Origin of the sequence: Intrasporangium oryzae NRRL B-24470 (genome assembly GCF_000576595.1) — a bacterium.
In the GTDB taxonomy this organism is placed as follows: Bacteria; Actinomycetota; Actinomycetes; order Actinomycetales; family Dermatophilaceae; genus Intrasporangium_C; species Intrasporangium_C oryzae.
Genome location: NZ_AWSA01000043.1, coordinates 25,694 through 37,020, shown reverse-complemented (window position 1 = coordinate 37,020; position 11,327 = coordinate 25,694). Strand labels below are relative to the sequence as shown.

The 11,327-nt window shown below is 68.8% G+C and carries 9 protein-coding genes; 6 read left to right on the top strand and 3 right to left on the bottom strand.

What is annotated here, in order from left to right; genetic code table 11:
- Positions 1 to 144 precede the first annotated feature (144 nt).
- On the top strand, positions 145 to 1,065 hold the full coding sequence (locus N865_RS21945; RefSeq protein ID WP_051510819.1) for a hypothetical protein: 921 nt from the start codon (positions 145 to 147) through the stop codon (positions 1,063 to 1,065).
- A 192-nt stretch (positions 1,066 to 1,257) separates the two neighbouring features.
- Here the strand turns inward: N865_RS21945 and pntB are convergent, their stop codons facing one another.
- The 3 genes from pntB to N865_RS16770 form a co-directional block, all read right to left on the bottom strand.
- The gene (gene pntB, locus N865_RS16780; protein WP_034808412.1) at positions 1,258 to 2,634 is read right to left on the bottom strand and encodes a Re/Si-specific NAD(P)(+) transhydrogenase subunit beta; all 1,377 of its coding nucleotides are present in this window, start codon (positions 2,632 to 2,634) and stop codon (positions 1,258 to 1,260) included.
- 3 nt (positions 2,635 to 2,637) lie between these two features.
- Positions 2,638 to 4,197: a Re/Si-specific NAD(P)(+) transhydrogenase subunit alpha gene (locus N865_RS16775; RefSeq protein WP_034808409.1), complete on the bottom strand. Its 1,560-nt coding sequence runs from the start codon at positions 4,195 to 4,197 to the stop codon at positions 2,638 to 2,640.
- 155 nt (positions 4,198 to 4,352) lie between these two features.
- Positions 4,353 to 5,222, bottom strand: coding sequence for a helix-turn-helix domain-containing protein (locus N865_RS16770; RefSeq protein WP_245603811.1), 870 nt, complete (start codon positions 5,220 to 5,222; stop codon positions 4,353 to 4,355).
- A 405-nt stretch (positions 5,223 to 5,627) separates the two neighbouring features.
- On the opposite strand from N865_RS16770, the gene N865_RS16765 reads away from it, so the two are divergent.
- The 5 genes from N865_RS16765 (at position 5,628) to N865_RS16745 (ending at position 11,284) form a co-directional block, all read left to right on the top strand.
- Positions 5,628 to 6,992 (top strand): ABC transporter substrate-binding protein, encoded by a 1,365-nt coding sequence (locus N865_RS16765; RefSeq protein WP_051510817.1) that lies wholly within the window; start codon positions 5,628 to 5,630, stop codon positions 6,990 to 6,992.
- Between the two features lie 104 nt (positions 6,993 to 7,096).
- Entirely contained in the window at positions 7,097 to 8,044 is a 948-nt protein-coding gene (locus tag N865_RS16760) for a carbohydrate ABC transporter permease (protein ID WP_034808406.1), read from the top strand.
- Positions 8,041 to 8,883 (top strand): carbohydrate ABC transporter permease, encoded by an 843-nt coding sequence (locus N865_RS16755; protein ID WP_034808404.1) that lies wholly within the window; start codon positions 8,041 to 8,043, stop codon positions 8,881 to 8,883. Before N865_RS16760 ends, N865_RS16755 begins: the two co-directional genes overlap by 4 nt.
- Positions 8,880 to 9,665 carry an SDR family oxidoreductase gene (locus tag N865_RS16750; RefSeq protein WP_051510815.1) on the top strand — a complete coding sequence of 262 codons (786 nt, stop codon included), beginning with the start codon at positions 8,880 to 8,882 and terminating at the stop codon, positions 9,663 to 9,665. The genes N865_RS16755 and N865_RS16750 overlap by 4 nt, the downstream gene beginning before the upstream one ends.
- A gap of 98 nt (positions 9,666 to 9,763) precedes the next feature.
- Positions 9,764 to 11,284, top strand: coding sequence for a mannitol dehydrogenase family protein (locus tag N865_RS16745; RefSeq protein WP_051510812.1), 1,521 nt, complete (start codon positions 9,764 to 9,766; stop codon positions 11,282 to 11,284).
- Positions 11,285 to 11,327: the final 43 nt, after the last annotated feature.

Sequence of the window (11,327 nt, the reverse complement as noted above, 5' to 3'; positions counted from 1 at the left end):
CTGAACGCAGCGTTCGTTCTCGAACTCACTGTTACAACACTGAGTTCGAGAACGAACGCTGTGTTCAGCGGGCAGGGATCGAGAGCGAGAGGAGTTGTCCACAGGGGCCCGCGGGCGACAGCCCGGAACGGTCACGATGTGCGCATGGACCTCCGCGCGATGGCGCCCTCCGGCGTGTTCTCCGCTGCCTCTGCCCGGGCCACCGGAATCGGCGCAGCCCTGCTGCGTCAGCTCGTGGCCGAGGGCAAGTGCCACCCCTTGCACCATGGCTGGTACTCGGTGCAGAAGCCGGTGAATGAGAAGCACCGCCACCGCCTGCGCGTCTCCGCCCTCCTCCAGGAGTATGAAGGCCAGGTCATGGCCTCACATGCATCCGCCGTGGCATGGCTGGACCTCCCGGACGAGGACATCGACTGGGGCACGGTCCACCTCATGTGGCGCCGTCAGAGTATGCCGTTCCGGGCGTTCAGCAGGGTCCACATCCACGAGCTCGTCGACCACCCGGAGCTGGCCCACCAGAGGGACGTCGTGAACGTCGCACTGGCCGCCATCCAAGTGGGCCTCACGCACCAGTCATCAATGCTCGTCGTGGCTGACCACGCCCTCAACCGCGGCATGATCACCCGAGCAGAGCTCTCAGCGGCTGCCTCCGCCATGGGCGGCAACCGAGGGATCATCCAGGCCAGGGCCGCTGTCGCGTGGTGCGACGGGCGCCACGAGTCGCCCGGCGAGACGTTGACGGCGATGGTTCTCCGCGGCCTGGGTTACACCTTCACCCCACAGCACGCCATCGCGCGACTCGAGGCACCGGGCCGCTCCTACTACTCCGACTTCCTCATCGACGGGACCCGCGTCCTCGTCGAGTTCGACGGGAAGACGAAGTACGACCCCAGGCGGTCCGACGGGGCCGTCGACGCGAACTTCGAGGAGAAGGTCCGCGAGGATGAGATACGACGGCTCGGCTACTGGGTGGTCCGCCTGACCAGGGCAGACCTGGCTCGACCGATTCTCGTCCACGGCCGCATTGAGGACGCCATCCGCGACTCAAAGCTCGAGTCCGCCTGACTCAGGTGCTCGCGTCGGCAGACCGCTCCCAACCCAGCGCAGTGAACGCAGCGTTCGTTGCTGAACTCCGTGGTATGCCGCTGAGTTCAGCAACGAACGCTGCGTTCACTTGGCATAGGGGGTGGGTGCGCAGCTCGCGGGTGGGACTCCGGGGCGGGTCGGGCAGGTTGGCTGGGGGGAAGTTGGGCGGGGTCAGAGGGCCTTGATGATGTCCTCGACCCGTTCCTTCGCGTCGCCGAAGAGCATCGCCGAGTTGTCGCGGAAGAAGAGCGGGTTCTGGACCCCGGCGTACCCGGCCGCCATCGAGCGCTTGAAGACGATGACCTGCTTCGCCTTCCAGACCTCGAGGACCGGCATGCCCGCGATCGGGCTCGTCGGGTCCTCGGCGGCAGCCGGGTTGACGGTGTCGTTGGCACCGATGACGAGAACGACGTCGGTGTCGGGGAAGTCGGCGTTGATCTCGTCCATCTCGAGGACGATGTCGTAGGGCACCCGGGCCTCGGCGAGGAGGACGTTCATGTGGCCGGGCAGGCGCCCCGCGACGGGGTGGATGCCGAAGCGGACGGCGACGCCGCGTTCGCGCAGCTTGGCCGTGAGCTCGGCGACGGGGTACTGCGCCTGCGCGACCGCCATCCCGTAGCCCGGCGTGATGACGACGGACGAGGCGTGCGTCAGCAGGTCGGCGACGTCCTCGGCGTTGGTCTCGCGGTGCTCGCCGTAGTCGACGTCGGCGTTTGACACCGCGCCATCCGAACCAAAGCCGCCGGCGATGACGGACACGAAGGACCGGTTCATCGCCTTGCACATGATGTACGAGAGGTAGGCACCCGAAGACCCGACGAGTGCGCCGGTCACGATGAGCAGGTCGTTGCCGAGCATGAAGCCCGCGGCAGCCGCGGCCCATCCGGAGTAGCTGTTGAGCATCGACACCACAACCGGCATGTCCCCGCCGCCGATCGAGGCGACGAGGTGCCAGCCGAACGCCAGCGCGATGGCCGTCATGAGGACCAGGGGCGCGAGCGTGTGCGAGGCGACGAACCACACGAGCAGCCCGGACGACGTGACGACCGCCGCGAGGTTGAGCCAGTGCCGGCGCGGCAGCATGAGCGGGCGCGACGAGATCCGGGCCGAGAGCTTGAGGAAGGCGACGATCGACCCGGTGAAGGTGACCGCACCGATGAACACCCCGAGGAACACCTCGACGAGGTGGACGCCGTCGGCGCCGGCCGGGTCGGCGAGGTACGAGTTGTAGCCGACGAGGACAGCCGCGAGACCGACGAAGCTGTGCAGCATCGCGATGAGCTCGGGCATCCCGGTCATCTCGACGCGGCGGGCCCGCCAGATGCCGATCGAAGCGCCGATCGCCATCGCGACGGCGATGAGGACCCAGTTGCTCCACTCGGCGGTGCGCCCGGCGAGCCAGAGGGTCGCCGCGAGCGCGACGGCCATGCCGACCATGCCGAGGACGTTGCCGTCCTTGGCCGTCTCGTGCCTGGACAGGCCCGCGAGCGAGAGGATGAAGAGGATGGCCGCGATGATGTAGGCGGCCTGGATGAGCGCGAGGTCCACCGGTCAGCCCTTCCGGAACATCGTCAGCATGCGGCGGGTCACGAGGAATCCTCCGAAGATGTTGATGCTGGCGACGAGCGTCGCCACGAAGGCGAGCACGGCGACGACGGTCCCGGTGGCGCCGGGGATCAGCTGCCACGAGCCGAGCTGGAGCAGCGCACCGACGACGATGATGCCGCTGATCGCGTTGGTCACGGACATGAGCGGGGTGTGCAGCGCGTGGTGGACGTTGCCGATGACGTAGTAGCCGACGACGACGGCGAGCGCGAAGACGGTGAAGTGCCCGAGGAAGCTCGCCGGTGACGCGGCGGCGATCGCCGCGAACGCGATGGCCCCGACGGCCATGAGGACGTACTTGCGTCGTGGGTCGGGTGGCGTCGGTGGTTGCTTCGCCACGACCTGGGCGGATGCCGCTGGGGCGGCGACGGGGGCCGCGCTCACGGCGGTCGCGGGCGGGGGCCAGAGCAGCTCGCCGTCGCGCACGACCGTCATGCCGCGCTGGACGACGTCCTCGAGGTCGAGGGTGAGCTCGCCGTCCGTGGCCGGGGTCAGCAGCTTCATGAGGTTGACGAGGTTGGTGCCGTAGAGCTGGCTCGCCTGGGTCGGCAGCCGGGCCGGCAGGTCGGTGTAGCCGATGATCTTGACCCCGTGCGGCGTGACGACCAGCTCGTCGGCGACGGACCCTTCGACGTTGCCGCCGTTGGCCGCCGCCATGTCGACGATGACCGACCCCGGCCGCATCGTCGCGACCATCTCGGCCGTGATGAGCCGCGGTGCGGGGCGCCCTGGGATGAGGGCGGTCGTGACGATGATGTCGACGTCGGGCGCCTGGGCCGCGTAGAGCTCGGCGGCGCGCCGGTTGTAGTCCTCGCCCATCTCCGTGGCATAGCCCGTGGCGCTCGGGCCGGTCTCCGGCGCCCCGACGGCGAGGAACTCGGCGCCCATCGACTCGACCTGCTCGGCCACCTCGGGCCTCGCGTCGGTGGCCCGGACGATCGCGCCGAGCGAGCGGGCCGTGCCGATCGCGGCGAGCCCGGCCACGCCCGCACCGACGACGAGGACCTTCGCCGGGGGCACCTTGCCGGCGGCGGTCACCTGGCCGGTGAAGAACGACCCGAACTCGTGCGCCGCCTCGACGACGGCGCGGTAGCCGGCGATGTTGGCCATCGACGAGAGGACGTCGAGCGACTGGGCGCGGCTGATGCGCGGGACGGCATCCATCGCGAGCGCCGTGACCTCGGCGGCGCGGAGCCGCTCGACGAGGTCGGGGCTGAGCGCGGGGGCGAGGAGGCCGACGAGGGTCGCGCCGGGCCGGAGCAGGGCGATCTCGTCGTCAGAGGGCGCGTTGACCTTGTGGACGATGTCCGAGCCCCAGGCCTCGGCGCGGTCGACGACGCGAGCGCCGGCAGCGGCATACGCCTCGTCGTCGAAGCTCGCGGCGTGCCCGGCCTCGCTCTCGACGACGACGTCGTAGCCGAGCCCGACGAGCTGGGCGACGGTCTTGGGCGTGGCGGCGACGCGCGTCTCGCGCGCGCGGGTCTCCCGTGGGACTCCGATCTGCACGACGGCTCCTTCCTGGGCGGGCACGTGCCCCGAACCTAGAGCACAACCGGCGGGTAGTCCGGTCAAGTGCCACTCGAATCACACCGGTATGCCGCCGAGCCGGGTTGCGCTGTCCACCCCGTGGGCGCTCCGACAGGGGAAAGCGGCGGCGGCGGTCAGCTCGACGGCGCTCGCAGACCCAGGCTGAACAGCTCGGGAGGCGGCTTCTGGTCGGACTCCAGACGGCGGTAGGCGCTCGGCGTGCTGCCCACCTCGGCGAGGAACTGCCGGTTGAAGTTGGCCATGTTGTGGTAGCCGCTCCGCTCGGCGATCTGGGCGATCGAGTCGTCGGAGGTGTCGAGCAGACGTCGGGCGTAGGCGATCCGCAGCTTCTTGACCATGTTGGAGAACGTCATGCCGGTTGCGGTCTTGAAGTACTTGGAGAAGGTCGGCTCGGACATGTAGGCGAGGCGTGCCGCCGTCGACAGGCGGATGTCGCCCGTGAGGTTGTCGAGGATGTAGCTGAGCCCGGCCTCGCCGGCGTCGCGCGAGGCGGCGTCGGTGGGACGTCCCACCCACTCGCTCGCGACGAGCTCGTACTCGTCGACCGGAGCGTGCGCGAAGAGGGCGAGGAGCTTGAAGAGGTGACCCAGCTGCTCGACGCCGTGGCTGTGGACGCAGGCGAGGATCGTCTCGGCCGCGCGCCACGCGGTGGCACCGGAGAAGACGAGTCCCCTGGTCGAGCGCTGGAGCAGCTCGGACACCTCGGCGAGCTCAGGCAGGTTCTCGCTGGCCCGACGGATCCACTCGTCACTGAACTGGATGACGGCGTCGCGGTCGACAGCCACCTGGCCCTCGGCAAGGTCGCTGACCCAGTCGTGCGGCAGGTTGGGACCCATCATGCTGACGTGCCCCGGCGCGAAGGTCCCGATGTGGTCGCCCGCGATGAAGCTGCCGCGGGTCTTGGTGATGAGGTGGATCTCGTACTCGGGGTGGTAGCCCCAGCCGCAGATCTCGCTCGGGAAGTCGTGGGTGAGCACGCGCACGGACGCCTGCGGATGGGGCGGGATGACCTCTCGGCGGATGGGAGGCCCCAGGGCGGACGCCGAAGGTTGCGCGGTGATACGCCCCCCGTGCGGGTGGGCTGTTCCACGGCCGGATGTCTCGCCGGATCGATACGAAACCATCATGCCCTTCGTCGGCTTGGGACCACGTCGTCTCCGCCTCGTGCGGGGAACGTCACCGAAGTGCGCTCCCCGGGCGTGTCGCCTCGCAAAATCGTATCAACGACAGAGGGCTGATAGTCCTTGTTGGCGCTCCCAATGCCTCATAGCGTTCCCGCAAGTTCCAGTCAAGAACTGTTGCGGACGTCACACCCAACGGTGTGTCTGTCTCACCCGTGATCGTCGAGCTCGGGCCGGAACGAGAGTTGCCTACCAAAGGAGTTGGGAATGCTTGCGAACAAGCGCATGCTCGCGCTCGGGACGGGCGCAGTGGCGGTGGCCCTGACGGTGACTGCCTGCTCGTCCGGAGCCGTGCAGGCCGGGGGCGGGTCGACCGGAGGCGACGGCGGAACCGTCACCCTCAAGGTCGCCACGGTCAACAACGGCCAGATGAAGGACATGGAGAAGCTCAAGACCGAGTACGAGGCCGCGAACCCGGGCGTCAAGGTCAACTTCCAGGTCATGGAGGAGGGCGACCTCCGCGCCGCCGTGACCGCCGACGTCGCGAGCGGCGCCGGACAGTACGACATCGTCACCATCGGCGCCTACGAGACGCCCCAGTGGGGCGCCAACGGGTGGCTCGTCGACCTCACCCCGGCGCTGCAGTCCGACGCGTCGTACGACGTGAACGACCTGCTCCCGCCGGTGCGCGACGTCAACACCTACGACGGCAAGCTCTTCGCCGTCCCGTTCTACGGCGAGTCCTCGATCCTCATGTACAACAAGGAGGTCATGGACAAGGCCGGCATCACCATCCCGCAGAACCCGACCTGGCAGCAGGTGGCGGACGCGGCCAAGAAGGTCAACACCCCCGACATGGCCGGGATCTGCATGCGCGGCAAGCCCGGCTGGGGCGACCTGTTCGCCCCGCTCACCACCGTCGTGCAGACGTTCGGCGGCAACTGGTACGACAGCAACTGGAAGGCGACGGTCGACACCCCGGAGTGGAAGGAGGCCGTCGGCTTCTACAAGAAGCTGCTCGACGACTCCGGTGAGAAGGACCCGGTCTCCTACAGCTTCAACGAGTGCCTGACGGCCCTCAAGGAGGGGAAGGCCGCGATGTGGGCCGACGCCTCGGTCGCCGCCTCGATGCTCGAGGCCGCGGACTCCCCGGTCAAGGGCAAGATGGGCTACGCCCACATGCCGGTCGACAAGACGAAGGAGTCCGGCTGGCTCTGGAGCTGGAACCTCGCCATCCCGACGTCGACGAAGCAGAAGGACGCGGCGATCAAGTTCGTCAAGTGGGCGACGAGCAAGGACTACATCAAGCTCGTCGGCAACAAGATCGGCTGGTCCAACGTCCCGCCGGGCTCGCGCACCTCGACGTACTCGATCCCCGAGTACAAGGACGCTGCCAAGGCCTACGCGCCCATCACCCTCGACGTGATGAGCTCGGTCAACCCGAAGCAGCCGGGAGTGAACCCCCAGCCCTGGGTCGGCATCCAGTACGTCTCGATCCCCGAGTTCCAGGACGTCGGCAACCAGTGCGCCCAGCTGGTCGCGGACTACCTGGCCAACCGCGGCACGATCGACGACGCGCTCAGCAAGTGCCAGAGCATCGCCCAGGCAGCCGGCGACAAGCACAAGAAGTGACGTCTCGCTGACGAACAGGTGACACGTGGTGCCGGGTCCGGCACGCCCCGGGCCCGGCACCACCGCACCGTCCCCACCCTGCAGTCGCACGAGGGAGTGCCGACATGACCACCATCACCACACCACCGACCGAGCTCGAGGACGTCCGGGCCACCACCGCGACGGACAAGCGGCGCGTGCAGAAGAAGGAGCTCTGGAGGAACCGGGGCCTGCTGCTGCCGGCCGTGGTCTTCCTCATCCTGCTGACGCAGATCCCGTTCCTGACGACCATCGGGTTCTCACTGACGAAGTGGAACCTGCTCTACCCCAACGACCGCGCCTTCGCGGGGTTCGACAACTACACCAGCGCGCTGACCTCCGGTGACCTGTGGCCCTCGATTCGCGCCACGGTGCTCATCACGGCCTTCTCGGTCACCCTGGCCGTCCTCTTCGGCCTGCTCTTCGCCGTCCTGCTCGACCGTCAGTTCCGCGGTCGCGCCCTGGCCCGGACCCTGATGATCACGCCCTTCCTCATCATGCCGGCGGCCGCCTCGCTCATCTGGAAGTACTCGATGTTCGACACCAACATCGGGATGATCAACTGGGTCCTCCGGTCCCTGCACCTGCCGGTCGTCGCGTGGAGCACCGAGCACCCGATGGCCACGGTCGTCATCGTGCTGACCTGGCAGTTCACGCCGTTCATGATGCTGATCCTGCTGGCCGGCCTGCAGGGCCAGGACAAGGGCATCCTCGAGGCCGCCCAGGTCGACGGGGCCGGCGCCTGGCGGACCTTCACGTGGATCACGCTGCCCCACCTGCGGATGTACGTCGAGATCGGGGTGCTCCTGGGGTCCGTCATCATCCTCCAGGTCTTCGACCCGATCGCCATCCTCACCAAGGGAACCGGCGGCACGAAGACTCTCGCCTACCTCCTCTACGAGCGGGCCTTCATCGGCCTCGACGTCGGGCAGGCGGCGGCATACGGCGTCGTGACCGTCATCCTCACGATCATCGTCGCGACCATCGCTCTCAAGAGTGTCTTCAAGGTCTTCATGGCAGGAGGAAGCCGATGAACAGCCCAAGCAGCACCACCACGTCGAACCGATCGGCCAGAGGTGCCCTCACGACCCTCGTCACGTGGGTTCTCGTGCTCATCTTCTTCTTCCCGGTCTTCTGGATGGTCCTCAACGGGTTCAAGCCGGAGTCGCTCGCGTCGTCCGTCGATCCGACGTTCATCTTCAAGCCCGTCACGGAGGGCTACCAGCTCGCGATGGACCGCGGGATGGCCGGCTACCTCCAGAACTCGCTGACCGCCGCGGTCATCGCGACGATCATCTCGGTGACGCTCGCGATCCCCGCCGCCTACGCGCTGTCCATCCGGCGGGTCAAGAACGTCGAGAACAGCCTGTCCTTCTTCATCTCGACCCGGTTCATGCCGCTCGCCGCGATCGTCCTGCCGCTCTTCATGATCTTCAAGACCATCGGGCTGCTCGACAACATCTACATGCTCGCCGTCGTCTACGGCGCGATGAACCTGCCCGTGACGGTGTGGATGATGCGCTCGTTCTTCCTCGAGGTGCCGTTCGAGATCATCGAGGCGGCACGCGTGGACGGGGCCGGCATGTTCCGCGAGATCGTGCGGATCGTCCTGCCGCTCGTCCTGCCCGGGGTCGCGGCCGCGGCGCTCATCAGCTTCATCTTCGCCTGGAACGAGTACTTCCTCGCGCTGCTCCTGACGAGCTCGGCGGCCCGCACGACGCCGCCCTTCCTCGGCAGCTTCGTCGACGGGCGTGGTCAGTTCCTCGCCGTCCTTTCGGCCGCCGCGACCATTGCCGCGCTGCCCGTCATCATTGCTGGCTGGGCGGCGCAGAAGCAGCTCGTCCGCGGCCTGTCGATGGGAGCCATCAAGTGAGCGACGCTGCAGCAGCAGACCGGTCGGGCCCCGGCCGCGTCGTCGACCGGGGCCGTGACCTCGAGGGCACGGTCGTCCTCGTCACCGGTGCCGGGGGCGGGATCGGCGGTGCGATCGCCCGGCTCGTCCTCGAGGCCGGCGGGCGGGTCGTCGCCGGCGACCTCCGCCCCGACGCGCTGGCTCCGCTCCGTGACGCCTGGGGCGAGGACCGCCTGGCCGTCGGCCTCGGCGACGTCCGGGACGAGGCCACCGCTGACGCGCTCGTCGCCGCCGGCGTCCAGGCCTTCGGGCGGGTCGACTCCGTCGTCGCCAACGCGGCCGTCGGCTTCTACGGCGGCGTCCTGGACTACTCCGCGGACGAGGTCTCACTCATGGTGGACGTCAACGTCAAGGGGACGGTGTGGCTCGCACGCGCCGCCGTGCGGCAGTTCCGCGCCCAGGGCGACGGCGGCGACATCGTCATCATCGGCTCCGTCGCCGGGCTCCTCATCGGAGGAGGCAAGGAGGCGGTCTACGCGGCCACCAAGGCCGCCCAGATCAACCTCGGCTACGCACTCGACCGCGAGCTCCGGTCCGAGGGGATCCGCACCACGACCATCGCACCGGCCGGCGTCAACACCCCCTTCGCCGCGGCCGACGGGCGCTTCGGCGACCGGGACCCGTCCGATGGTGACTTCCTCGAACCGGAGGACATCGCCCGGGCCGTCGCCTACACCTTGCGACAGCCGCGCCGGATGCGGACCGAGCTGTGGACGATGTGGAGCCTCTCCGAGTCGCACTGACCACCGTCAGCCGACGGATCGGCGACCTCCTCCTCGCCCGATGACCGCCCGGAGCGGGCCCCTGCCTTCGAGACCTCCGAGAGAGGACCCAGACGATCATGACCACCACCGACGCCCCCACGGCGCGCACGCCGATCTCCCTGTCGCAGAGCACGTATGCCGCCCTCCCGCCCGAGGTGGGCCGGCCGGCGTACGACCGCGCGAAGGTCACGGTCGGAATCGTGCACTTCGGCGTGGGCGGCTTCCACCGAGCCCACCAGGCGATGTATGTCGACCACCTCCTCAACAACGGGCTCGCCCTCGACTGGGGTATCTGCGGTGTCGGCGCACTGCCCCAGGACCGGCGGATCGTCGACACGCTCACCGAGCAGGACGGCCTCTACACGCTCGTCGTCAAGCATCCCGACGGTCACCGCGAGGCCCGGGTGATCGGCAGCATCGTCGAGATGATGTTCGCCCCCGACGACCCGAGGGCGGTCGTCGACCGGCTCGCCGACCCCCGGACCCGGATCGTGTCGCTGACCATCACCGAGGGCGGCTACGTCGTCAACCAGGTCACCGGGGAGTTCGACGCGGCGGACGAGGCGATCCGAGCAGACCTCGTCGAGGGTGCGACGCCTCGCACGGTGTTCGGCTACGTCGTCGCCGCCCTCGCAGCCCGGCGTGAGAGCGGGGTCCCTCCGTTCACCGTCATGTCCTGCGACAACCTGCCCGGCAACGGCGACGTCGCCCGTCGGATGATGACGGCCTTCGCGCGTCTCAAGGACCCCTCCCTCGCCGACTGGATGGACGAGCACGTGGCGTTCCCCAACTGCATGGTCGACCGGATCACCCCGGTGACGGCAGAGGAGGACATCGATCGCCTCGCGGAGGAGTTCGGCGTCGAGGACGGGTGGCCGGTCGTCTGCGAGCCGTTCACGCAGTGGGTCCTCGAGGACCACTTCACCGACGGCCGCCCGCCGCTCGAGGAGGCCGGTGTGCAGCTCGTCCCCGACGTCGTGCCCTACGAGCTGATGAAGCTGCGACTGCTCAACGCGAGCCACCAGGCGCTCTGCTACCTCGGCTACCTCTCGGGCTACCGCTACGCGCACGACGTGTGCCAGGACCCCCTCTTCGTCGACTTCCTGCTCGGCTACATGGAGCACGAGGGCTCGCCGACGCTCCCCGAGGTGCCCGGCGTCGATCTCGGCGCCTACCGACACGAGCTCATCGAGCGCTTCGCCAACCCCGAGGTGCGCGACACGCTGGCGCGCCTCTGCGCCGAGAGCTCCGACCGCATCCCCAAGTGGCTCGTGCCCGTCATCAACCGCAACCTCGCGGGGGGTGGCGAGATCGACCGGTCGGCCCTCGTCGTCGCCTCCTGGGCGCGCTACGCCGAGGGCACTGACGAGCAGGGCGATCCGATCGAGGTCGTCGACAGGATCCGCGACCGGGTCATGGCGGCCGCCGCCCGCCAGGAGAGCGACCCCTTGTCCTTCCTGCGGGACCGGGACCTCTTCGGTGACCTCGTCGACGACGATCGGTTCACGGCGAGCTACCTGGCCGCGCTCGAGTCCCTGCACACCAGGGGCGCTCGGGCCACCCTGGAGGCGTGGGAGGCGAAGACCGCGAGGGGGTGAGCCACGCTGCCCCAGCGGCATACGGGCGGCAGGTCCCCGCGGC

What these genes read in the sequence shown, in the direction of transcription:
- N865_RS16745 (WP_051510812.1), top strand. Translation starts at nt 9,764, where the DNA reads ATGACCACCACCGACGCCCCCACGGCGCGCACGCCGATCTCCCTGTCG.
- N865_RS16765 (WP_051510817.1), top strand. Translation starts at nt 5,628, where the DNA reads ATGCTTGCGAACAAGCGCATGCTCGCGCTCGGGACGGGCGCAGTGGCG.
- N865_RS16755 (WP_034808404.1), top strand. Translation starts at nt 8,041, where the DNA reads ATGAACAGCCCAAGCAGCACCACCACGTCGAACCGATCGGCCAGAGGT.
- N865_RS21945 (WP_051510819.1), top strand. Translation starts at nt 145, where the DNA reads ATGGACCTCCGCGCGATGGCGCCCTCCGGCGTGTTCTCCGCTGCCTCT.
- N865_RS16760 (WP_034808406.1), top strand. Translation starts at nt 7,097, where the DNA reads ATGACCACCATCACCACACCACCGACCGAGCTCGAGGACGTCCGGGCC.